The organism is Aquitalea sp. ASV11 (assembly GCF_016429185.1).
In the GTDB taxonomy this organism is placed as follows: domain Bacteria; phylum Pseudomonadota; class Gammaproteobacteria; order Burkholderiales; family Chromobacteriaceae; genus Aquitalea; species Aquitalea pelogenes.
On record NZ_JAELUD010000015.1, the window covers coordinates 24,545 to 44,775 of the forward strand.

The 20,231-nt window shown below is 61.4% G+C and carries 25 protein-coding genes and 1 riboswitch; of the genes, 8 read left to right on the top strand and 17 right to left on the bottom strand.

What is annotated here, in order from left to right; translation table 11 throughout:
* Positions 1–81 precede the first annotated feature (81 nt).
* Together JHD62_RS07270 and JHD62_RS07275 are read left to right on the top strand one after the other, a co-directional pair.
* On the top strand, positions 82–1,125 hold the full coding sequence (locus JHD62_RS07270) for an ABC transporter substrate-binding protein (protein WP_199102337.1): 1,044 nt from the start codon (positions 82–84) through the stop codon (positions 1,123–1,125).
* A 92-nt stretch (positions 1,126–1,217) separates the two neighbouring features.
* Positions 1,218–1,372, top strand: a riboswitch (yybP-ykoY riboswitch).
* A 23-nt stretch (positions 1,373–1,395) separates the two neighbouring features.
* On the top strand, positions 1,396–1,986 hold the full coding sequence (locus tag JHD62_RS07275; protein WP_233160725.1) for a TMEM165/GDT1 family protein: 591 nt from the start codon (positions 1,396–1,398) through the stop codon (positions 1,984–1,986).
* A 76-nt stretch (positions 1,987–2,062) separates the two neighbouring features.
* On the opposite strand, the gene fliD (JHD62_RS07280) is transcribed toward JHD62_RS07275, so the two are convergent.
* Positions 2,063–3,430: a flagellar filament capping protein FliD gene (gene fliD / locus JHD62_RS07280; RefSeq protein ID WP_199102339.1), complete on the bottom strand. Its 1,368-nt coding sequence runs from the start codon at positions 3,428–3,430 to the stop codon at positions 2,063–2,065.
* Positions 3,431–3,602: 172 nt separating this feature from the next.
* Positions 3,603–5,060: a flagellar filament capping protein FliD gene (gene fliD / locus JHD62_RS07285; RefSeq protein WP_199102340.1), complete on the bottom strand. Its 1,458-nt coding sequence runs from the start codon at positions 5,058–5,060 to the stop codon at positions 3,603–3,605.
* On the opposite strand from fliD (JHD62_RS07285), the gene JHD62_RS07290 reads away from it, so the two are divergent.
* Positions 5,044–5,247 carry a hypothetical protein gene (locus tag JHD62_RS07290; RefSeq protein ID WP_199102341.1) on the top strand — a complete coding sequence of 68 codons (204 nt, stop codon included), beginning with the start codon at positions 5,044–5,046 and terminating at the stop codon, positions 5,245–5,247. The two genes, fliD (JHD62_RS07285) and JHD62_RS07290, sit on opposite strands and share 17 nt — an antisense overlap.
* A 20-nt stretch (positions 5,248–5,267) precedes the next feature.
* Here the strand turns inward: JHD62_RS07290 and JHD62_RS07295 are convergent, their stop codons facing one another.
* Positions 5,268–6,551 carry an FAD-binding oxidoreductase gene (locus tag JHD62_RS07295; protein ID WP_199102342.1) on the bottom strand — a complete coding sequence of 428 codons (1,284 nt, stop codon included), beginning with the start codon at positions 6,549–6,551 and terminating at the stop codon, positions 5,268–5,270.
* A 212-nt stretch (positions 6,552–6,763) separates the two neighbouring features.
* Positions 6,764–7,000 (bottom strand): hypothetical protein, encoded by a 237-nt coding sequence (locus JHD62_RS07300; protein WP_199102343.1) that lies wholly within the window; start codon positions 6,998–7,000, stop codon positions 6,764–6,766.
* A gap of 303 nt (positions 7,001–7,303) precedes the next feature.
* Between JHD62_RS07300 and JHD62_RS07305 the strand changes: the two genes are divergently transcribed.
* The 3 genes from JHD62_RS07305 to JHD62_RS07315 all read left to right on the top strand — a co-directional run bounded on the left by JHD62_RS07305 (position 7,304) and on the right by JHD62_RS07315 (position 10,291).
* Positions 7,304–8,326: a transporter gene (locus tag JHD62_RS07305; RefSeq protein WP_199102344.1), complete on the top strand. Its 1,023-nt coding sequence runs from the start codon at positions 7,304–7,306 to the stop codon at positions 8,324–8,326.
* Between the two features lie 140 nt (positions 8,327–8,466).
* Positions 8,467–8,808: a zinc ribbon domain-containing protein YjdM gene (locus JHD62_RS07310; RefSeq protein WP_199102345.1), complete on the top strand. Its 342-nt coding sequence runs from the start codon at positions 8,467–8,469 to the stop codon at positions 8,806–8,808.
* Between the two features lie 127 nt (positions 8,809–8,935).
* Entirely contained in the window at positions 8,936–10,291 is a 1,356-nt protein-coding gene (locus JHD62_RS07315) for an MATE family efflux transporter (protein ID WP_199102346.1), read from the top strand.
* Positions 10,292–10,336: 45 nt separating this feature from the next.
* Here JHD62_RS07315 and JHD62_RS07320 read toward each other — a convergent pair whose 3' ends face one another.
* A complete protein-coding gene (locus JHD62_RS07320) occupies positions 10,337–10,525 on the bottom strand; it encodes a hypothetical protein (RefSeq protein WP_199102347.1) in 189 nt (62 codons plus the stop codon).
* 71 nt (positions 10,526–10,596) lie between these two features.
* The gene (locus JHD62_RS07325; protein WP_199102348.1) at positions 10,597–10,851 is read right to left on the bottom strand and encodes a hypothetical protein; all 255 of its coding nucleotides are present in this window, start codon (positions 10,849–10,851) and stop codon (positions 10,597–10,599) included.
* A 149-nt stretch (positions 10,852–11,000) separates the two neighbouring features.
* On the opposite strand from JHD62_RS07325, the gene JHD62_RS07330 reads away from it, so the two are divergent.
* Positions 11,001–11,654, top strand: coding sequence for a YkgJ family cysteine cluster protein (locus JHD62_RS07330; RefSeq protein WP_199102349.1), 654 nt, complete (start codon positions 11,001–11,003; stop codon positions 11,652–11,654).
* Here the strand turns inward: JHD62_RS07330 and JHD62_RS22850 are convergent.
* Complete coding sequence (locus tag JHD62_RS22850; RefSeq protein WP_255434165.1) at positions 11,651–11,782, bottom strand: hypothetical protein; 132 nt, start codon at positions 11,780–11,782, stop codon at positions 11,651–11,653. The two genes, JHD62_RS07330 and JHD62_RS22850, sit on opposite strands and share 4 nt — an antisense overlap.
* A gap of 99 nt (positions 11,783–11,881) precedes the next feature.
* Between JHD62_RS22850 and JHD62_RS07335 the strand changes: the two genes are divergently transcribed.
* On the top strand, positions 11,882–12,307 hold the full coding sequence (locus tag JHD62_RS07335) for an EamA family transporter (RefSeq protein WP_062787907.1): 426 nt from the start codon (positions 11,882–11,884) through the stop codon (positions 12,305–12,307).
* A gap of 15 nt (positions 12,308–12,322) precedes the next feature.
* Here the strand turns inward: JHD62_RS07335 and JHD62_RS07340 are convergent, their stop codons facing one another.
* The 10 genes from JHD62_RS07340 to JHD62_RS07385 all read right to left on the bottom strand — a co-directional run bounded on the left by JHD62_RS07340 (position 12,323) and on the right by JHD62_RS07385 (position 20,231).
* Positions 12,323–12,553, bottom strand: coding sequence for a hypothetical protein (locus tag JHD62_RS07340; protein WP_199102350.1), 231 nt, complete (start codon positions 12,551–12,553; stop codon positions 12,323–12,325).
* A gap of 158 nt (positions 12,554–12,711) precedes the next feature.
* The gene (locus tag JHD62_RS07345; RefSeq protein ID WP_199102351.1) at positions 12,712–14,244 is read right to left on the bottom strand and encodes an FAD-binding domain-containing protein; all 1,533 of its coding nucleotides are present in this window, start codon (positions 14,242–14,244) and stop codon (positions 12,712–12,714) included.
* Positions 14,241–15,233 carry an NAD(P)/FAD-dependent oxidoreductase gene (locus JHD62_RS07350; RefSeq protein ID WP_199102352.1) on the bottom strand — a complete coding sequence of 331 codons (993 nt, stop codon included), beginning with the start codon at positions 15,231–15,233 and terminating at the stop codon, positions 14,241–14,243. The genes JHD62_RS07345 and JHD62_RS07350 overlap by 4 nt, the downstream gene beginning before the upstream one ends.
* Before the next feature lie 39 nt (positions 15,234–15,272).
* On the bottom strand, positions 15,273–15,497 hold the full coding sequence (locus tag JHD62_RS07355) for a TIGR02450 family Trp-rich protein (protein ID WP_045847354.1): 225 nt from the start codon (positions 15,495–15,497) through the stop codon (positions 15,273–15,275).
* Between the two features lie 3 nt (positions 15,498–15,500).
* Positions 15,501–16,043 carry a lipocalin family protein gene (locus JHD62_RS07360; protein ID WP_199102353.1) on the bottom strand — a complete coding sequence of 181 codons (543 nt, stop codon included), beginning with the start codon at positions 16,041–16,043 and terminating at the stop codon, positions 15,501–15,503.
* 20 nt (positions 16,044–16,063) lie between these two features.
* A complete protein-coding gene (locus tag JHD62_RS07365; RefSeq protein ID WP_199102354.1) occupies positions 16,064–17,593 on the bottom strand; it encodes a cryptochrome/photolyase family protein in 1,530 nt (509 codons plus the stop codon).
* A complete protein-coding gene (locus JHD62_RS07370) occupies positions 17,590–18,867 on the bottom strand; it encodes a DASH family cryptochrome (RefSeq protein WP_199102355.1) in 1,278 nt (425 codons plus the stop codon). The genes JHD62_RS07365 and JHD62_RS07370 overlap by 4 nt, the downstream gene beginning before the upstream one ends.
* Before the next feature lie 4 nt (positions 18,868–18,871).
* On the bottom strand, positions 18,872–19,018 hold the full coding sequence (locus tag JHD62_RS07375) for a DUF2256 domain-containing protein (protein WP_199102356.1): 147 nt from the start codon (positions 19,016–19,018) through the stop codon (positions 18,872–18,874).
* Positions 19,015–19,521 (bottom strand): nuclear transport factor 2 family protein, encoded by a 507-nt coding sequence (locus JHD62_RS07380; protein WP_199102357.1) that lies wholly within the window; start codon positions 19,519–19,521, stop codon positions 19,015–19,017. The genes JHD62_RS07375 and JHD62_RS07380 overlap by 4 nt, the downstream gene beginning before the upstream one ends.
* Positions 19,449–20,231, bottom strand: coding sequence for an SDR family NAD(P)-dependent oxidoreductase (locus JHD62_RS07385; protein WP_062787921.1), 783 nt, complete (start codon positions 20,229–20,231; stop codon positions 19,449–19,451). The genes JHD62_RS07380 and JHD62_RS07385 overlap by 73 nt, the downstream gene beginning before the upstream one ends.

Here is a 20,231-nt window from a genome sequence, read left to right on the forward strand (position 1 = left end):
GCTATTTTACCAATGCCCAGGGCTGTCCCTACAGTGTGCTTGCAGCCGCCCACCTGGCTGAGTCTCCTGTAAGGATTTGCCATGCCCACATTCAAGCATTGTCGTGTTGCAGCCGTACTGGGCTGCGTATTGCTGAGCGCTGCCGTCCAGGCTACCGAACTGACCGTGGTGTCGTTTGGTGGTGCCAACAAGGAAGCCCAGCAAAAAGCCTACTACCAGCCCTTTGCCGCCAGCAGCGGCATCAAGGTTGTGAGTGGCGATTACAACGGTGAAATGGCACGGGTGCGTGCCATGGTAGACAGCAAGCGGGTGAGCTGGGACGTGCTGGATGTCGAATCGCCAGACCTGCTGCGCGGCTGTGACGAAGGCATGTTCGAAAAGCTGGACTACCGCCGCATCATCAAGCCTGCAGAACTGCTGCCCGGTGCCGCCCAGGCCTGTGGCATGGCAGCCTACGCCTGGAGTACGGTGCTGGCCTATAACAGCGACAAGCTGAAGGCTGCCCCGCGTTCCTGGGCGGATTTCTGGGACGTGAAGAAATACCCCGGCAAGCGCGCCTTGCGCAAAGGGGCCAAGTACACGCTGGAAATTGCCCTGATGGCAGACGGGGTGGCACCGCATGATGTGTACAAGGTGCTCAATACCCCGGCGGGTTTGAATCGTGCCTTTGCCAAGCTGGACCAGCTCAAGCCTTATATCCAGTGGTGGGAAGCCGGTGCCCAGCCCGCGCAATATCTGGCCGCTGGCGATGTAGTGATGAGTTCGGCCTATAACGGCCGCATCAGCGCCGCGCAGAAGGAAGGCGGCAAACAGCTGCAAATGGTGTGGAACGGCAATATCTACGATTACGACTACTGGACCATTCCCAAGGGTAGCCCCAATCTGGATGCCGCCTACAAGTTCCTGGCCTTTGTCAGCCAGCCGGGGGCGCAGGCCGAATACGTGAAGGGCATCAGCTACGGGGTGAGTCACCGCAAGGCGGCAGCGCTGATCGACAAGGGCCTGCTGGGTAATCTGCCCACCGCACCGCAAAACCTGAAGCAGGGCGTGGCGATTGATAGCAGCTTCTGGGTGGATCACGGTGAAAACCTGGAGCAGCGTTTCAACGCCTGGGCTGCACGCTAAACCCTGCGGCCATGGCCGGGCAGCTGTATGGCCCGGCGCATGGCGAAAATCCGGACAAGGGTCTTGCCAAATGGCATGACTCGTTTACAATGCCCCCCGTCATCAGGGAGTAGCCGCCCTCCGAATGCGAGAGGGACGTGTGTCAACAGACTTGCCGGTTCCGGCATGGCACACGTGGTCCGAGACTTGGCGAGACTTTTGACCGTAATGCTCTGCATGGCCGGGACGCATTGCGGTCACTCGTATTCGCGTCCCGGCCATGGAGAACACTTGATGCAGTCTTTTCTGGTATCCACCGGTGTAGTAGCCCTGGCCGAAATCGGCGACAAGACCCAACTGCTTTCCCTGATTCTGGCGGCGCGTTACCGCAAGCCTGTTCCCATCATTCTTGGCATTTTGCTGGCCACGCTGGTCAACCATGCCGGTGCCGGTGGTGTGGGGGCCTGGCTGTCCACCGCGCTCAGCCCCAATATCCTCAACTGGACGGTAGTGGCTTCCTTTGCCCTGATGGCAGGCTGGATTTTGATTCCCGACAAGCTGGATGAGGGTGAAATCGTCATGCCCAAGCGCCAGATGGGGGTGTTTGCCACTACCGTGTTCGCCTTTTTCCTGGCGGAAATGGGCGACAAGACCCAGGTGGTGACCATTGCGCTGGCGGCGCGTTTTCATGACTTCCTGCCGGTGGTGGCTGGCACCACATTGGGCATGATGCTGGCCAACGTGCCGGTCATCTACCTGGGTAGCCGCTTCGCCGACCGCCTGCCTACCAAGGCAGTGCATATTGTTGCATCGCTGATTTTTGTGGTGCTGGGTGCGCTTGCCTTGATGAATGCCATCAACGGCAAGCAGTTGCTGGGTTGATTCACCTGTTTCTCTGACAAAAAACGCCACCCGGCCTGGCCGAGGTGGCGTTTTTTATGGCGGGCCCCAAGCTGCTTCAGGCCAGTAAGCCGGCCAGATTGCTGGTGGATTGCTGCATTTGCGCCAGCGTGGCATTCAGCGTGGTGTATTGCTGCAGATACGAGGCTTGCAATGCAGTCAGATTGGTCTGGATTTCGGTCTGGTGGCTGGTTTCGTCGGTAATGCTCTGGTTCAGGTCGTTCTGTTTGGTCACCACAATGCCGGTCGGCCCCAGCAGATTATTGATGGTGCTGTTGAACCGGTCGGCAAAGCCGGTACTGCTGCTGTTGCCAAACAGATTGGCCACTGCGCTGGGGTTGCTGGTGAGCGCCTTGTTGAAGGCAGTCTGGTCCAGCGCCAGCGTGCCGTCCTTTTGCAGGCTGATACCCACTTGTGACAGGTAGGCGAATGAAGTGGTGGCATCCACACCGGCTACCTGGGTTTGCAGTACCGAGGTGAGTTGGTCCTGAATGGACAGCAGTGAGTCATCCCCTTTCATGTCGCCGTTGAAGGCGCTGTTCACCGTGCTTTGTACCTTGTTGTAGGCATCGACGAAGCCTTGCAGGGTGGTGGCAATGCCGGATGTGTCCTGGCTCATGCCGATGGTGACTTGTCCGGCTTTTTCCAGATTGACCGAAGCGCCATTGATGACGCCGGTCAGCGTATTGCTGCTGGATGAGACATTGACGCCATTGACCGTGAGCAGGGCATCGCTGGCGGCAAACGACTCGGTGGCCGCCGTGTTGCTTTGCTGCAGGCCGGCCAGGGTGTTGCCACTGGTATTGCCGCTGTCAGTACCGCCGGATGTTACGCTGAAAGCATTGGCCGAGCCGGAATTGGCAGAAGCGATCACCAGCGAATAATTGCCGTTGTACTGCACGATGGAGGCATTGACCCCGGCATTGGCAGAATTGATGGCGTCCGAGATGTTCTGCAGGCTTTCGCCACCACTGCCGCCGTTGTTCAGCTGCACCGTGGTGCTGGTGCCCGCCACGCTGAATGTCAGCGAGGACGGCACCCCGCTAATGGCGGTGGTGGCGCTGGTAATGGGCTGACCGCTGCTGTTTTCATCGAAAACCAGTTGGCGGGACTGCGCCAGTTTGCTCACATTCAGCTGGTAACTGCCGGCAATGCCGCCAGTACTGGTGCTGACCGAGGCAATGGTGCTGTCGGAACTTGTTGCCTTGAAGGTTTGCAGGAAGGCACCGGACGACAGGCTGCTGACCGAGGTTTGCAGCGCGGACAAGGCGGAGCTGATCTGGCCCATGTCACTCAGCTCGGTCTTGTAGGTGGAAACCTTGTTCTGGCTTTCAGTCAGTGGCTGCTGTTCCACGCTCATCAGCTGGCTGACGATGGACTGTACGTCGAGTGGACCGGCGGTGGTGGTGATGGATGCTGAACTCATGATGTTCTCCTTGCTGTCCGCCATCGGGCAGACAGGCTTTGGCTGGCTCTGTCTGCATTATCGGGCGGAAGCAGGGAGGTCTTGATGGCAAATCCCGGTTAAAAGATGTTGCTAACTGTTAAGCCTGTCACACATTGTCAAACAACTGGCTGACGCGTGAGCGCGGCCTGGATCAACTGCCGCCCGAGCCGGAAGATGAACCGGCGGCGCTGACCCCAGCCATCAGGCCGGACAGATTGCTGGTGGATTGCTGCATCTTGGCCAGCGTGGCATTGAGCGTGGTGTACTGGTGCAGGTAGTTGGCCTGCTTGTCGCTCAGCTTGGTTTGCAGCTGTGTCTGGTGCGTGGTTTCGTCGGTGACATTCTGGTTCAGGTCATGCTGCTTGGTCATGATGATTCCGGCAGGTCCCAGCAGATTATTGATGGTGGTGCTGAAGCGGTCGGCAAAGCCGCTGTTGCTGCTGTTGCCGAACAGATTGGCCACGGCGGCAGGCTTGCTGCTCAGCGCTTTGGTGAAAGCGGTCTGGTCCAGCGACAAGGTGCCGTCCTTCTGGATGGCAATGCCCACCTGGGACAGATAGGCATAGGAGCTGACCGGGTCGGCCCCGCTGACCGGCGTTTGCAGCACGCCGGAGAGCTGGTTGCGAATGGACGTCAGTGCTGCGTCGCCCTTCATGCTGCCGCCGGCGGCGCTGTCCAGCGTGCTTTGTACCTTGTTGTAGGCATCGACGAAGCCTTGCAGCTTGCTGGCAATGCTGCTGTTGTCCTGCGCCATGCTGATGCTGGCTTCACCGGTTTTTTGCAGGCTGAGGGTGGTACCGCCAATGACATCGCTGACGGTATTGCTGCTGGACGATACGTAAACGCCGTTGACGGTGAGCGAGGCATCGGTGGCGTCGTTGGATTCGCTGATGGCGGTATCGCTTTGCTGCAACCCGGCCAGCGTGTTGCTGCTGTTTTCGCTCAGGCTGCTGTCGCTGCCACCGGCAGTAATGCTGAATGCCTTGTCCGAGCCCGGTTCCGCCGCAGCAATCACCAGCGAGTAATTACCCTTGTATTGCACGATGGAGGCATTGACTCCGGCATTGGCGGCATTGATCTTGTCGGCGATGTCCTGCAGGGTGACGCTGGCTGGCGTGGTGCTCGTGGTGGTGCCGTCACTGTTGGTGACAGTGCTGACCGGGTCGCGCAACTGCACGGTGGTGCTGTTGCCGCCTACCTCGAATGTCAGGGCGTCAGGTACATTGCTAAGGGCTGTGCTGGTGCTGCTGAGGGCTTGCCCGTCCGGGCCGGTGTCAAATACCAGCTGGCGCGGCTTGGCCAGCTCCTCCACATTCAACTGGTAATTACCGGGAACGCCCGTGCCATTGGTGTCTACCGTGGCGACGGTTGGGTCCGAGCTGCTGGCCTTCAGTGTATGCAGGAAGCTGGTGGAAGACAGGCCGCTGACGGCAGTTTGCAAGCCCGACAGGGCCGAGCTGACCTGGCCGATGTCGCTGAGTTTGCTGTTGAAGGTTTTCAGCTTGCTCTGGCTGGTGGTGAGTGGCTGCTTTTCCACCGTCATCAATTGCGTGACGATGTTTTGCACATCGAGCGGGCCCGCTGTGGTGGTGATGGATGCGCTGCTCATCTGTTCTTGCTCTGCCTTCCCTGTCTTGATGAGTGAGAATGACGGAATCATGCCCGTAGCGCGTATTATCCCCGAGGCGGGCGGCGGTTTGCGCGGCAAGACAGGTCAAACAATGTTTGCTTTTGCAAACAAGGTTAAGAACAGTAAATATCAAGCAAGGAAAAAGGGCTGCCGTGGCAGCCCTTGAGCGGTGCAAGAACAAACTGCTTAAATACCCAGCTTGTCGCGCAGCGAGTAGTACCAGGCGCCCATGGCGGTAAACGGAACCCGGAACAGGGTGCCGCCGGGGAAGGGGTAGTGCGGCAGGGTGGCAAAAGCATCAAACCGTTCGGCCTGGCCGCGCAGTGCCTCGGCCAGAATCTTGCCGGCCAGATGGGTATAGGTGACGCCGTGACCGCTGCAGCCTTGCGAGTAGTAAATATTGTCACCAATGCGGCCAACTTGCGGCAGGCGCGACAGCGTCAGCAGGAAGTTGCCGGTCCATGCGTAGTCAATCTTCACATTGGCCAGCTGCGGGAACACTTTCAGCATCTTCGGCCGGATGATGGCTTCGATATTGGCCGGATCACGTGCGCCGTAGACCACGCCGCCGCCAAAAATCAGCCGCTTGTCTTCGCTCAGGCGGTAGTAGTCCAGCAGGTAGTTGCAGTCTTCCACGCAGTAGTCCTGCGGCAGCAGGCTGGCAGCCAGTTCGTCGCCCAGGGGTTCGGTGGTGATGACCTGCGTGCCGCAAGGCATGGATTTGGCGGACAGTTCCGGTAGCAGATTGCCCATATACGCATTGCCGGCCACGATCAGGAACCTGGCCTTGACCCGGCCTTGCGGGGTGGTTACCACCGGCTGCTGACCGCGTTCGATGCTGAGGGCCGGCGATTGTTCGTAGATGACGCCGCCCAGTTTTTCTACTGCCGCCGCTTCACCCAGTGCCAGGTTCAGCGGGTGGATGTGGCCGCCACTCATGTCCAGCATGCCGCCGATGTATTGGTCGGTTGCCACGATGCCACGCATGTCGTCCTTGCCCAGCAGTTGCAGCTGCTTGTGGCCGTAACGTTCCCACAATGCCTTTTGTGATCGCAAATGTCCCATCTGCTTTTCACTCAGCGCAGCAAACACGCCACCATCTTTCAGTGCGCAGTCGATATCGTATTTGGCGATGCGTTCGCGAATGATGCGGCCGCCTTCAAAGGCCATGTCGCCCAGCAGCCTGGCCTGCTTGCTGCCGACGCTGCGTTCGATCACATCAATGTCGCGGCTGTAGCTGTTGACGATCTGGCCACCATTGCGGCCGGATGCGCCAAAGCCAACCTTGGCGGCCTCCAGCACGGTAACCTTGAAGCCGTTTTCCAGCAGGGAAATGGCAGTGGAAAGGCCGGTATAGCCTGCACCGATGATGCAGATGTCGGTTTCGATATCGCCTTGCAGTGCCGGACGGGACGGGGCCGGTTTGGCAGAGGCGGCATAGTAGGATTCTGGGTAGCTGGTTTGTGGCATTTCGTTAAACTTTTTCGTTTAATATTTTGCACATGCCAGACGATTCTAGCCCAGACCTTCCGTACTTGCCAAATGATTTGATCAAATTATGTGTTGAACTGTTGCCGATGGTGCTGACTGCACTGTGACTGGACGTGATGCCGGGGGATAACGGAAGAGGGGTACTTGCCGGAAATGCCAGGGTGCTTGCGTTGGCAAGCACCCCGTGTGGCTTACTTGCTGGTGTCTTCGCGGCGGCCGATGTCTTTCTTGGATTCCGTGCTTGCAGCAGCGCTGGCCTTCTTGAGTTTTTTCTGCTTCTTCTTCTTGGCTTCCTGTTTCTTGATCTTGGCCTGATCGGCTTCCCAGGCTTTTACCTCGCTGGCGGTCGGTTGTTCCTGGTGCAGCTTGTTGGCCAGTGCCGGGGTGGCAATCAGGGTGGCGATGATGGCAAGGGCGGAGAATTTCATGTGATGATCCTCGACTGGTCAGCTCTGGGTGTTGATGTTCAGGATTGAACGTGTGCCAGTCTAAGAATTATCCAGAGGGCCATTAACCGGCCTATTCCTGATTGAGTTGGTTATTTATCCTGTTGAGGAATAAGAATTTTCACGCCCTGTCGAGCGGTTAAGGCCGTGGAGAACCAAGCCGGCTGCGTGCATTGTCACGGGATTGTCGTCAAGCATGGCCAGGGCTGATGGTATGCTTGCCCGCGGTCCTGAGCCTTGCTGCGGGCCGGTGTGATGACCCCTATCCGGAGAGAGAAGTTAGCAATGAGCCTGTCGATTGCCAGTGCAAGTTATGGCGCTGATCAGGTTGGTCTGATCAGTGGATTCCGTTTTTTGCCAGATCAGGCCGGTGAGCCTATCGGTTCGGAGCAGGCGCTGGCCTTCTTGCAGGACACCTCGCCAGCCGCCGAGGGTTTTGTCTGGCTGCATTTCAATCTGGCGCACGTGGCTTGCGAGCGCTGGATCCGTGCCAATCTTGCCCTGCCGGAGGACTTTGCCGAAATGCTGCATGCCGGGGCAGGCTCCACGCGTATCGAGGCGGTGGATGGCATGCTGCTGGCCGTCATCAATGATGTGGCACTGGGTTTTGGCGTGATGACTTCCGATGTCGCCACCCTGTGGGTGGCGGCGGGCAGCCGCTTGCTGGTGACTGCACGGGTGAGGCCCTTGCGCTCGGTGGACCGCTTGCGTGCGGCAGTAAAGGCGGGCGAGGTGTTTCCTTCGGCCCGGTCATTGTTGTTTCATCTGATGCAGGATCAAGCCGATGTGATGGCGGCCATTGTGCGGGAGTACACCCACAAGGTGGACCATGTGGAAGATCGCTTGCTGGCCGAGCATCTGCAGGATCACCGTGCCGAATTGTCCAGCATGCGCCGTACCCTGGTGCGCATGCAGCGCTTGCTGGCCCCGGAACCGGGGGCGCTGTTTCGCCTGCTGAACCGGCCACCGGCCTGGCTGGCCGAGCCGGATGTGCAGGCCCTGCGTGAATCCACCGAAGAGTTTTCATTGGTGCTCAACGACCTGGCCACCCTGGTGGAACGCATCAAACTGTTGCAGGAAGAACTGGCCGCCAAGCTGAACGAGCAGACCAACCGCACTTTGTTCACCCTGACGCTGGTAACGGTGCTGGCCCTGCCCATCAATATCGTGGCCGGTTTTTTCGGCATGAACGTGGGTGGAGTGCCACTGGCCAATCACCCGCATGGCTTCTGGGTGCTGGTGATGCTGGTGGCCAGCTTTACCCTGCTGGCCGGGTGGTGGGCCTTTCGGCGACAGGCTCCGCGCTGAGTCAATGCCACCGCCTGGCGCATTGACCCTGTTGTCAACAGGTGAACTTGTTACCGTGCTGGCGTACAATAGCGGGCTTTTGTGCCATTTGCCGGTGGTGAGTGGTGTTGATCCAGTCTGATTTTTTAGCAAGGTACAGCATGAGCGGTTTGCCCAATTGTCCCCAGTGTGGTTCCCAGTTCACCTATGAAGACGGCGCCATGCTGGTGTGCCCGGAGTGCGCACACGAATGGTCTGCCCAGACCGAAGCTGCTGGCGAAGAACAGGGCCGTGAAGTGCGCGATGCCAATGGCAATCTGCTGCAGGATGGCGATACCGTCACTGTCATCAAGGACCTGAAAGTGAAGGGTTCCTCACTGGTGGTGAAGGTAGGTACCAAGGTCAAGAACATCCGTCTGGTAGATGGTGATCACGATATCGACTGCAAGATCGACGGCATTGGCGCCATGGGTTTGAAATCCGAGTTCGTCAAAAAAGCCTGAGTCCTTTGTTTGGCTGATCCTCAAAGCACCCAGTAACGGGTGCTTTTTTCATTTCATGGCCAGCACATGGCAGCTGCCACAGCAGGCTGCGCTTTGATACCATGCGCTTTTACCCGAGTTTCCCCTGATGCCTGTTGCCGAGCAGCCCTATCATTCCCCCTCCACCCGTCAACTGATTGCCTTTGCCATTCCGGTGATGCTGGCCGCGCTGGCTACCCCGCTGATGGGGCTGGTGGATAGCGCGGTGCTGGGGCGCATTGGCAGCCCGCTGGCGCTGGCAGCGGTGGCGGTGGGTGGCAGCATTTTCACCGTGCTGTACTGGTGCTTCAGTTTCCTGCGTTTTACCACTACCGGTCTGGTGGCGCAGGCTACCGGCCAGCAAAGCCCGGAAGCGGTGGTGCTGGCCGGCTTGAGGCCGATGCTGGCGGCCTTGCTGGGTGGCATGGGCCTGTTGCTGCTGCAGCAGCCCTTGCTGTGGCTGGCATTGCATTTTCTGGCCCCTCCGCCGGATGTGGCGCTGCTTACCCGCGACTACTATGCGGCCCGTATCTGGTCGGCACCGTTTACCTTGCTGTCTTATGCGCAGTTTGCCTGGCTGCTGGGCCTGGGGCAGTCGCGTCAGGTGATGGTGTTGCAAGTGCTGATGAATGTGCTCAATGCGGTACTGGCTGTGCTGCTGGTCAGCGTGCTGGGCTGGGGCGTGGCCGGTGCCGGTTGGGCCACGGCCATTGCCGAGGCAGTGGGCAGCATGCTGGCGGCCCGCATCATGTTGCGCCATGTGGCATGGCCGCGCTGGCGCAAGGCACTGGCACAGGCCGGTGGCGCTGCGGCATGGAAGCAATTGTTTGCTGCCAATCTGGACATCATGCTGCGCACCTTGCTGCTGACGCTGGCCTTTGCCCTGATGACACGCAGTGCCGGTCAGCTGGGCAGCCTGACCCTGGCTGCCAACCAGTTGCTGCTGCAGGCCTTCATGGTGTGTGTCAGCTTGCTTGATGGTTTTGCCGTGGCGGCCGAAGTGCATGGCGCGCATGCCATCGGTGCGCAAAACCGGGGTGGATTACGCCTGGTGGTGCGACGCTGTGCCTGGCTGTCGCTGGGCTGGAGCAGCCTGCTGGCACTGGGCATGGCTTTGCTGGGTATGGTTTATCTGCCCTGGATGACGCCGGACCGGCAATTGCAGCAACTGGCGGCACAGTACTGGCCGTGGCTGGTGCTGCTGCCACCGGTATGCATCTGGGCTTTTTTCTGGGATGGGGTGTTCATGGGTGCCATGCGTACCGCTGTGCTGCGCAATGGCATGCTGCTGAGTTTTGCTGCCTATGTGCCCACCCTGTGGCTGTTGCAGCCACGATTGGGTAATCACGGAATCTGGGCGGCGCTGCTGGTGTTGATGGCCATGCGCGGTGTGCTGCTGACCCTGGCCTGGCCGCGCTTGCGCGATAGTGTGCCACAGCGGCAGGCTGATCCTGCCACAGCCTGATTTTGCAAAACCCTGCCCGGCATGTGCCGGACAGGGAGCCTGGCTTCAGGCCGTGGTATTGATGCGATTGCCGATGGTGGCGCTGATGGCGCGCGGTGCAGCCGCTTCGACAGCAGACGTGCTGCCATCATTGTCACCATCCTTGTCACGGGCTGCGCTGGGCTGCGGCGCGGCAGTGCTGTGGGTGACAGGGTAGGTGGCGCTGCTGAGCGCCGGATTGAACGACAGTGACATGTGAACTCTCCATAGTGGGGACCATTCCCCATTCTCATGTTGGCAGGAGAGGCTTAAGCAAATCTTAAGTTTCAGCGACAGCCCAGCATGGCTTGCAACTGGTTTACCGTTTCAGCGCGCAGCCCATGCGGTTGCAGGCTGGCGATCAGTTCGCACAACTGGTTGAACACGGCGCGACCGGGCGCACTCAGTCGGTGCAGGTCGGCCAGACCAAGCTCGCCGCACTGGTAGGCCGAACCCAGCAGCAGGGCAAGTTCGGCCAGCATGGCGCGGTCCGGGGCGTGCTCAAGGGAATTGATCAGCGGAATGATTTCTGCTTCTGTCATATTGAAACAATCGTTTGAATGCCATGAACAACAGTGTAATCCCGGGGCAAAGTACTGGCATGTGACAAGCGCATACTGGATGATCATGATCAAACGGGAAGCATTTCGCGCCGGCATCCGCTGGCGGCGGGTCAGAAAAGAGGGCAGGCATGCAGTTGGGTGAACAGGAGCAGGCGGCACTGAAAGCCTCCGTTGTCCAGGTAGGCCAGCGGGTGGCGCGGGAGCTGGGCGAACGCCCGGAACTGGCACAAGCGCTGCACGTGGTGGGCTTTTTGCATGCAGCCGTCGACAAGATAGTCGCACAGGCCGCCTTGCGTGGGGAGAAACCCGCATGTCAGCCGGGCTGTGCCAGTTGCTGTCATGTACGGGTGGAAGTAAGCCCGGCGGAAGCCTTGCGCCTGGCCGCCTGCCTGCAAGACTGGCCTGCGGCGCGACGTCAGGACTTGCTGCAAGGCCTGCAGCAGCGCTTGGCCCGGCTGGAAAATGCCGGGGAGCCTTCCCCGCGCTTGCCTTGCGTATTCCTGCAAGACAGCATGTGCAGCATCTATCCATGGCGACCGGCCAATTGTCGCAAGGCGCATTCCTTTTCGGCAGAGGCTTGTCAGCAGGGCGCTGAGCACATTCCGCAGGATCTGGCCATCACGCTTGCTGCCGAAGCCCTGCAGGCTGGTACGGCACAGGGCTATCGTCAGGCAGGTCTTTCAATGGCACCGCTGGAATTGACCCGTGCCATGCTGTGGGCGCTGGAGCAGCCAGCGGCTGGTGCCGCCTGGCTGGCAGGCGAAAAGATTGCCGCACCTTAACGCATGCGCAGGATATTCTTGATCAGTCTTGGCTGCAGCGGATTGAGCGACTTGCTTTCCTGATGATGGCCTGCTTGCAAGGCAAGCAGCAGCAGGACAAGCAGGCTGACGGATTTTGCCGATGTCATGGCGGGTGAGTCGTTGAAATGATGAACCGGGCGTCAGTGTACGCCTTCAATCCTTTACCGGCCAGTCCGGTTTGCACATCAAACCCAGGGAGGAACGTGATGGATGGCTGGTTGCCATGGGCCTTGTTGTCCGCCGTATTTGCTGCGCTGACAGCCATTCTGGCCAAGGCCGGCTTGCGCCATGTCGATGCGGATCTGGCCACGCTGATTCGTACCGGCATCATTGCACTGGTGCTGTCAGCCTTTGTCTGGCTGACCGGCAAGTGGCGCAATCCATTGCAGCTGCCGGGCCAGACCTGGCTGTTTCTGGGCCTGTCAGGGCTGGCAACGGGGGCGTCCTGGGTATGTTATTTCCGCGCCTTGCAGTTGGGCGAAGCCAGCAAGGTGGCACCGGTGGACAAGCTCAGTCTGGTACTGGTTGCCGTGTTTGCCGTGCTGTTTCTGGGTGAGCGCCCCGGCCTGCGGGAATGGCTGGGTATTGGCCTGGTGGCGCTGGGAGTATTGGTACTGGCCATCCGTCGTTGAGGATGCCAATGCCGCTCAGGCGGGTTGCAGTTCCTGAGCCTGCTGTTCCAGCAGCCATTCGTAAAATGCCTGATCGAGCAACCAGGCATCTTCACCCTGACGCAGAATCCACATCGGGCCGCCACAGGGGCCGATGCAGCGGCCGACAATATCGTACGCGCCGGTCGGAATGCGTCTGACGGATTCGAAGTCGGGCAAGGACAGGCCGGGCAGGCTGTTGCTGGTGTTGATAACAAGTACTGGCATGGCGGACAAAGAAATCCCACGCCTGGCGTGGGAAAAGAGTCGTCTACAAAGGAGGAATGGCAACCATACCTTGTTTGGCGGACGGGTGTCATCGGTGCTTCTACGTATCACACAGCCAGTAAACGTGCGGAGTGATTGTTCTTGCAGGGCCTGACTGCCTAGTCCAGCGGCAAACCCAGTTGCTGTTGCACGTCTGGCCGACGTCGGTTTGTGCGCTTGCCCGGCGGGCGCTGGCGTGAACCATGGCGCGCGACGATGGCCGCTTTTTCGGCCTTTACTTCCGGCTGCTTGCGCCAGGCATGCAGGCGCTGCTTGGCCTGCCGGGTGGCGCTTTCCAGTTCGCATGGCGGTGTGCTCAGCGCCTGCTCACCGATCAGGCCGTATTGCTGGCGCAGGCTGTCCGGCATTTTCCACGGCTCGAACAGCCAGCCATCCGGCACTTGTTGCATCAGCGGCAGCCAGCGGCGCACAAAGCGGCCTTGCGGGTCGTGGTCCATCGCTTGTTTTACCGGGTTGTACACCCTGGTGGTATTGATGCCGGTGGTGCCGGATTGCATTTGCAACTGGCTCCAGTGAATGCCGGGTTCGTAATCCAGAAACGCCCGCGCCAGCCACAGGCCCACTGGCCGCCAGTGCAGCCACAGCGGGTAGGCCGCCACCGAAACCAGCATGGCGCGCATGCGGAAGTTCAGCCAGCCGGTGTGATTGAGCATGGCCACGCAGGCATCCACCAGCGGCCAGCCGGTGCGGCCCTGCATCAGCGCCTGCAAGCGGGCTTCGTCATGTTCCGTCTCACGCAGGCCGTCGTAGCCACGGTGCATGTTGCGCCATTCGATTTCCGGTTCCGATTCCAGCTTCTGCATGAAATGACAATGCCAGTGCAGGCGGCTGATGAAAGCCTGCAAACCCTTGCGCTGGCGTGTGCTGTCCTCTGGCAGGCGTTGCAGCTGGCGGTGCGTGGCTTGCACGATTTCGCGCAGGCTGAGGCAACCCAGGGCCAGATATGGAGAGAGGCGCGAGCAGGCAGTGGGAGCGGACAGCGGCGAGGAAATACCGCCGCGATATTGCGCGCTGCGCTGTTGCAGGAAGTCCTGTAATACGGCAATGGCACGGCGACGGCCACCACGCTGGCGCTGTGGCGGGTCAAACGGAAAAATGCCCAGGCTGTCAGCACCGGGTGCGGTCATGATGGGTAGCGGGCAGGGCGCGGCCTGCAGGGCTGGCACCGGCAGGCAGGGCTGGCTGACAAACTGCGTCCAGCGTGCGGCCCAGCCATCGCGCGAGCGCAAACGGCGGATAACCCCAGTCTGGGCGAATTCCTGCCATTGCACCCGTTGTTGCAGGCACCAGCGGCCTACGGCCAGATCACGTGCATAAGTAAAACCGTTGCCGGTTTCCTCGTGCGCATACAGCGCAGCAAACGGCATGGCGGCATGGAGCCGTGCCAGCACCTCGACGGCCTCGCCCACCTGGATCAGCAGCGGCAAACCACGGGCGGCCAGCGAGGCTGCCAGGTCTTGCACGCACTCCAGCGCAAAGTGGTAGTGCTGGCTGGAGGCATCCGGCTGTTGCCACATGGTCGGCTCGATGATGTACAGGCACAGCACCGGCCCGGCCAGGCTGGCAGCCGTCAGGGCGGCGTGATCGTGCAGGCGCAAGTCACGCTTGAACCAGACCACCCCGACGCTCACGGCTGCCAGGCACCCAGTACGCTGGCAGCCAGATGACGGCCGCTGAGCCAGGCACCTTCCACCTTGCCGCCGTGTAACCAGTCGCCACACAGGCCGATGCCGCTGACGGCATCCCACACGCTGCCGTGCTGGCTGGCGTGGCAATCGGCATAGCGCCAGCGATGGCTGCTCAGTACCGTGCAGGCCGGGGCACCCAGCGCGCGGAATGCGTCCAGCAACTGCTCGCCCACCTCGCTGGCTGGCTGCTCCAGATGTGCAGCACTCCAGGCGGCATTGGCTTGCAACACCCAGCACGGCGCTCCGCTGCGGCCGGGTTTGCTGTCGTTGCGGGCAATCCAGCGCAGTGGGCCTGCATTGACAAAGGCGGCGGCAAAGCCGGGCGCGAAGTCAGCCTCGGGCTGCACCATCACCGTCCAGCAAGGCAACATGGGCTGCGCTGCTGCCACGGCGGCCAGTGCGGGCTGGCTATCGGCCAGCAGGGTTGCTGCCTGTGGCGCGGGCACAGCCACCAGTACCTGGCTGAACAGTTCGGGCAGCAGGCCGTGTTCGACGGTTTCCAGCTGCCAGCCCGCTACGCTGTGATGCAGGCGGCAGACGGTGTGCTGACTGCGTACGCTCAGCCCGTCGGCCAGTGCCTTGCATGGGGCCGACATGCCGGGCAGGCCGACATAACGTGCCGGGGCTACGTGCTGATCGTGCTGCGTGCTGCTGCCTGGCTGGCCCAGTACTGCCGGGGTGATCGGCCATTCCGCCACTACAGCGGCGTCTAGCCAGTGCGCCACTTGCTGGCGGAAGGCCGGGTCGCGGGCGGTAAAGTATTGTGCGCCGTGGTCGGCCTGCCAGTTGTCGCCGCGCCGGGTGCACAGGCGGCCACCCAGGCCGCGGCTTTTGTCAAAAACGGTGATGCTGAGGCCAGCTTCATGCAACTGGCGTGCGCAGGAGAGGCCGGCGAGGCCTGCTCCGATGATGGCAATCGAGGGGGAAGTCATGTTTTGCGTCTGCATGATGGTGTGAGTTGAATGCGGTGCTCATAGCCAGCCCTGTCGCCAGCAACTGCTGTCGGTGAGGGTTTGCCAGGCAATGATGCGGCTGCGCCGGGTGTAGACCGCTTCCAGCTCCACTTCGGTAATCGGCTGACTGGGGTCGTCCGGCAGCAGCACGCGGGTCACCAGGAAATGCTTTTCCTTGTGCTGCGGCTGCACGGCCGTCCATTTGCTCAGCAGCAGCTTGCGCGGGTTCAGGCGGACGGGCATGGCTTAGTTGTCGCTACGGGTTTGCGGCACGTAAATCAGCTGCTCGGTGGCAAAGCCCAGCGCTCTGGCTTGCTGCAGCAGTGGGTCCAGCACGGCCTGTGGCAGTTGTTTGTCGCGTGCCAGTATCCACAAGTAAGAGCGGTCGTTACCGGCAATCATCGCCCAGCGGTAGTCCGGGTCCAGCGCTACCACGTGGTAGCCACCATAGAAGGGGCCGAAGAACGACACCTTGAGCGAAGCAACGGTGCTGTTGCCATTAAATAGCGCGCGGCCTTCTGCCTGTTTCCAGCTGCCTTGCGCGGTGGCATAGCCACGGTTGATGACTTGCACGCTGCCGTCCGCTTGCGGAGTGTAACGGGCGCTGACATCGCTCATGCCGCGCTCGAAGCTGTGGTCGAGGCGGGCAATTTCATACCATTTGCCGCTGTAGCGTTGCAGGTCGAAACCGCTCACCGGCGTGATGCCGGGCGGCGGCAGGGTGGAGCAGGCGGCCAGCAGCAGGCTGCCTGCCAGCAACAGCAGAGTGCGTAAATGTGTGCGTCGCATGGTGGATTCCTTGTGTGGGTTCATAACTGGTTCAGGCCTTGCAGGATGGCCTCCGCACTGTGGCGGATGGCCTCTTGTTCTGTGGCTGGCATCTTGTCCAGCTGACGATAGACCAGCGCCAGTCGCGGGTTGTTGCCCAGCCGGGGGCGCTGGCGCTGGAAGAAGTCCCAGTACAGCGCATTGAAGGGGCAGGCATCGGCACCGTGCCGTGCATCACGGCGGTAGCGGCAGTCGCCACAGTAATTGCCCATACGGTGCAGGTAGGCATTGCCGGATACATAAGGCTTGCTGGCCAAGAGGCCACCATCGGCAAACTGGCTCATGCCCACGGTATTGGGTAGTTCCACCCATTCGAAGGCGTCGATATACACCCCCAGATACCATTCATGCAGCGCCTGCGGCGACAGCCCGGCCAGCAGCGAAAAATTGCCGATCACCATCAGCCGCTGGATGTGGTGGGCATAAGCCAGTTCCAGCGACTGGCCGATGGCGTGGGCCAGGCAGCGCATGCCGGTTTTGCCATGCCAGAACCATTCCGGCAGCGGGCGCTGGTGGTCGAAGGCATTGCTGTCGGCATAGCCGGGCATGCGCGCCCAGTACACGCCGCGCACGTATTCGCGCCAGCCCAGAATCTGGCGGATGAAACCTTCCACCGCCGGCAGCGGGGCGAGGCCGTCCTGCCAGGCTTGCTCCGCCGCGGTCACCACTTCCCGTGGTGACAGCATCTTGGTATTGAGGGCAAAGGACAGCAGCGAGTGAAACAGATAGGGCGTTTCGCTGTGCATGGCGTCCTGGTAATCACCAAACTGCGGCAGGCCGTGGCGGATGAAGTGATGCAGCTGCTGCAAGGCCTCGGCGCGGTTCAGCGGCCAGCGTACGGCATCGGCAGCGGGATCGCCGAACGATTGCACCCCGGCGGCTTGCAGCGTGTGCCACAAGGCCTGATGGTCGTGGCTGGGGCGGGTGTCCTGCGGCGGTGGCGGGCTGCCACGCCAGGGTTTGCGGTTATCGTGGTCGTAGTTCCACTCGCCGCCCACCGGCTTGCCGTCCGGCTGTAGCAGTACGCGGTGGCGCTTGCGCATCTGGCGGTAAAACACTTCCATGCGCCATTGCGCCTTGCCGGCAAACAGCTGGCCTGCTTCATGGCGCGTGGTGTAAAAGTGCTCGCTGTCCACCATCCGGCACGGGAGGGTTTGCCGGCTGGCCCACTGCTGCAATTGCTGGTCCAGCCGCCATTCGTCCGGTGCCTGCCAGGCAAATTCCGTGGCCTGGTAGTGCTGGCACAGCGCGTCCAGATTGTCCTCCAGCGTGCCGCGATTGCTGGGGTCGTCAATGGCGACATAGCGCACGCGGTGGCCAGCGGCTTTCAGCTGGCGGGCAAAGTCACGCATCCCGGCCAGTACTGCCAGCAGCTTTTGCGCGTGGTGCAGCACATAGCCGGTTTCCTGCCGCAGCTCCAGCAGCAGGTAGACCACATCGGCCTCGTGGCGGGCAAACCAGCTGTGCTGCGGATTGAGCTGGTCGCCCAGTATCAGCCGCAGGGTGGTCATGGCTGGCTCCACAGCTGGCGGTAGTGGCCGTCGGCATCGTATTCAGCCGCTTGCTTGTCCGGGTTGAAACGGCGACCGCCGCGCGGGTCGGTCCCCAGTCCGGCCAGATACAGCCAGTTGCCCTGGTTCTGGCTGCAGTCGTAGTCAAGCAGGCAGGCTTCAAACCAGGCCGCACCGGCGCGCCAGTCGCATTGCAGTTCGTGAATCAGGTAGCTGGCCACAATCTGGCGCATGCGATTGCCCAGATAGCCGGTGGCGGCCAGTTCACGCATGCCGGCATCTATCAGTGCATGGCCGGTTTGTCCGGCCATCCAGCCTTGGAAAGCTGCCGCGTTGTGCGGCGGGCTGGCGCGTTGTGGCAGGCCGCCGGGGTGATACAGGCGGCGGCCATGCTGGCGTTGCAGCAGCTTGAAGTAATCGCGCCACAGCAGTTCAAACCATAGCCAGTAGCTGCTGTCGCTATGGCCGTGTTCGGCTTCAAAGGCATGCAGCTGTTGCAGCACCAGTCGTGCTGACAGACTGCCGCAGGCCAGCCAGGGTGAGAACTTGCTGGAGTAGTCGATGCCATGCAGGCCGTTGCGGGTGGCCTTGTAGCTGTGCGGCAGGCCGCGTTGCAGGTACTGCGCCAGATGTGCCAGTGCGGCGGCTTCGCTGCCGGCAAAAGCGGCGTCCGGAAACGGAAAGCTGGAGCGTGGGTCGGCGGCGGGGTAGTCCATGGCCGCCAGCGGCTGGATCAGCTGGCGCGCCACGGGCGGCAATGGAGGCAGCGACGGTGACGGCAAGGGCGCGGCGGGCTGGATGGCGGCGGCTTCCACTTGCTGACGGAAGCGGGTGAACTGGTCTGGCAGTTGCGCATCAGACCAGGGCAGGCTGTCCGGCGCCAGCAGGGTGGATTGCCAGAAGCTGTGCACGGCAAGGCCGCAGGCGCGCAGGGCAGCCAGCTCATCCTGTTCTTCCGAAGTGGCGATGTCCTCGCAGTAAATGGCAGTGGCACCTATTTGACTGGCCAGTGCGGGCAGTATGCTGGCCAGGCTGCCACTGGCATGCAGCAGGCCGCTACCCTGTTGTTGCAATGCGGTGGCCAGCCCCTGCAGCGCACTGTGGCGGAAGGCACTGCGCCGGGCACTCACCCGCTCGAAGCCCCAGCGCGAGGTTTGCGGCTGCGGGCTGACATGAACCGGCAACAGGTAATCCGCCTGCTGGCAGGCCGCAGTCAGCGCCGGGTTGTCATGCATGCGCAGGTCGTCACGAAAAAAATAAATCAGCGTGGTCATGGCTTCAGTGCTGCTGGCGGCAGCGTTCGGAACAGTATTTCACCTCATCCCAGCAGCGCGCCCATTTGCGCCGCCAGCTCATCGGCTTGCCACAGGCCGCGCAGGGCTTGCTGGGCAGGCTGCTTTTGTTGCCGCTAAATGGCGCTTTCATGCCGGCCAGCCCTGGTCATGCACCGACAGCAGGCGACGCAGCAGACGCAGCGGCGCACCAATCAGCGGCAGCTTGTGCAGCAGCTCTTCGGCCGAGTCCCAGTAGTCGCGGTGCAGGCATACCTTGCCGTCAGCAGCAAAACGCAGGTGGCTGCCGCCGTGCAGCTGGTAGTGCTTGCCCGCGCGGCGGAAGCTGAAATCCCAGGTGATGAAGGCCTGCTGACCATCCAGCAATTGCTCGCGCACGCTGAATACCGGCTCTTCCAGCACGGCAAACATGTGGCGGAAGATGTCGGCAATGCCATCACGCCCGTGTACCTGGTTGAAGGGGTCACGAAAGCGGGCATCGGCGGTGTAAAAGTCGTCGATGTGCAGCAGGCTGGCCGGGCTGAGCGTGGCATACCAGTCGGCCAGTGCCGCCAGCCTTGTCCTCAGTTGCGCGCCAGATGGCGCAGCAGTGGCAGTCTCAGCCGGTAAGGCAGTAGTGCGAGCAGCTTGATCCATAGCGTAAACCTGCGTGGAAAGTGAATTTCGAAGCGGCCCTGTTCCAGGCCGCGCACAATTTCCCGGGCAGCATCCGCCGGTTGCAATAGCGCCGGCATGGCGAAGTCGTTCTTGGCGGTGAGCCGGGTGGCGACAAAGCCGGGGTTGATCAGGTACACCTGCATGTCGTGCTGGTGCAGTTCGGCATGCAGCAGCTCGGCCAGATTGATCAGCGCCGCCTTGCTGGGCCCATACACACAGGCACCGGGCAGACCGACATAACCGGCCACACTGGCGACCAGTGCGATGCCGCCCTGACGGCGCGCCATCATGGCCGGCAGCATGGTTTCCAGCCCGTAATACACCCCGGCCAGATTGGTTTGCAGGGTGTCGCTGACCTGTTGCTGGCGGATGTCCCAGCAGCGCTCCGGCCGGTAGGCTGCCGCGCAGAACACCACCAGGTCCGGCAGGGCATCCTGCTGTTGCAAGCTGTCCCAGGCCTGTTGCCAGGCGGCGGGCTGGCTGACATCCAGCGGCAGCACGATGGCACGAGGCTGCCGTGCGGCCACCGCGTGCAGGCTGTCGACACCACGGGCCGACAGGATCACCCGTGCGCCCAGTGCCAGCAGCTGGCTGGCCAGGGCGGCACCAATGCCGCTGGAGGCACCGACAATCCATACCGTCTGTTGCGGCCAGTTGCGCAGCGGACGGTTAAGGGCGGGCAGCAACAT

Bases quoted from the DNA above. Each gene is read 5' to 3' on its own strand.
- JHD62_RS07270 (WP_199102337.1), top strand. From the start codon at position 82: ATGCCCACATTCAAGCATTGTCGTGTTGCAGCCGTACTGGGCTGCGTA.
- JHD62_RS07350 (WP_199102352.1), bottom strand. From the start codon at position 15,233: ATGACTTCCCCCTCGATTGCCATCATCGGAGCAGGCCTCGCCGGCCTC.
- JHD62_RS22850 (WP_255434165.1), bottom strand. From the start codon at position 11,782: ATGACATCGGCAAAATCCGTCAGCCTGCTTGTCCTGCTGCTGCTTGCC.
- JHD62_RS07360 (WP_199102353.1), bottom strand. From the start codon at position 16,043: ATGCGACGCACACATTTACGCACTCTGCTGTTGCTGGCAGGCAGCCTG.
- JHD62_RS07305 (WP_199102344.1), top strand. From the start codon at position 7,304: ATGAGCCTGTCGATTGCCAGTGCAAGTTATGGCGCTGATCAGGTTGGT.
- JHD62_RS07370 (WP_199102355.1), bottom strand. From the start codon at position 18,867: ATGACCACGCTGATTTATTTTTTTCGTGACGACCTGCGCATGCATGAC.
- JHD62_RS07330 (WP_199102349.1), top strand. From the start codon at position 11,001: ATGCAGTTGGGTGAACAGGAGCAGGCGGCACTGAAAGCCTCCGTTGTC.
- JHD62_RS07300 (WP_199102343.1), bottom strand. From the start codon at position 7,000: ATGAAATTCTCCGCCCTTGCCATCATCGCCACCCTGATTGCCACCCCG.
- JHD62_RS07340 (WP_199102350.1), bottom strand. From the start codon at position 12,553: ATGCCAGTACTTGTTATCAACACCAGCAACAGCCTGCCCGGCCTGTCC.
- JHD62_RS07375 (WP_199102356.1), bottom strand. From the start codon at position 19,018: ATGAAAGCGCCATTTAGCGGCAACAAAAGCAGCCTGCCCAGCAAGCCC.
- JHD62_RS07380 (WP_199102357.1), bottom strand. From the start codon at position 19,521: ATGGATCAAGCTGCTCGCACTACTGCCTTACCGGCTGAGACTGCCACT.
- JHD62_RS07365 (WP_199102354.1), bottom strand. From the start codon at position 17,593: ATGACCACCCTGCGGCTGATACTGGGCGACCAGCTCAATCCGCAGCAC.
- JHD62_RS07320 (WP_199102347.1), bottom strand. From the start codon at position 10,525: ATGTCACTGTCGTTCAATCCGGCGCTCAGCAGCGCCACCTACCCTGTC.
- fliD (WP_199102340.1), bottom strand. From the start codon at position 5,060: ATGAGCAGCGCATCCATCACCACCACAGCGGGCCCGCTCGATGTGCAA.
- JHD62_RS07335 (WP_062787907.1), top strand. From the start codon at position 11,882: ATGGATGGCTGGTTGCCATGGGCCTTGTTGTCCGCCGTATTTGCTGCG.
- JHD62_RS07385 (WP_062787921.1), bottom strand. From the start codon at position 20,231: ATGTTGCTGCCCGCCCTTAACCGTCCGCTGCGCAACTGGCCGCAACAG.
- JHD62_RS07325 (WP_199102348.1), bottom strand. From the start codon at position 10,851: ATGACAGAAGCAGAAATCATTCCGCTGATCAATTCCCTTGAGCACGCC.
- JHD62_RS07315 (WP_199102346.1), top strand. From the start codon at position 8,936: ATGCCTGTTGCCGAGCAGCCCTATCATTCCCCCTCCACCCGTCAACTG.
- fliD (WP_199102339.1), bottom strand. From the start codon at position 3,430: ATGAGTTCAGCATCCATCACCACCACCGCCGGTCCACTCGACGTACAG.
- JHD62_RS07295 (WP_199102342.1), bottom strand. From the start codon at position 6,551: ATGCCACAAACCAGCTACCCAGAATCCTACTATGCCGCCTCTGCCAAA.
- JHD62_RS07310 (WP_199102345.1), top strand. From the start codon at position 8,467: ATGAGCGGTTTGCCCAATTGTCCCCAGTGTGGTTCCCAGTTCACCTAT.
- JHD62_RS07355 (WP_045847354.1), bottom strand. From the start codon at position 15,497: ATGCCCGTCCGCCTGAACCCGCGCAAGCTGCTGCTGAGCAAATGGACG.
- JHD62_RS07290 (WP_199102341.1), top strand. From the start codon at position 5,044: ATGGATGCGCTGCTCATCTGTTCTTGCTCTGCCTTCCCTGTCTTGATG.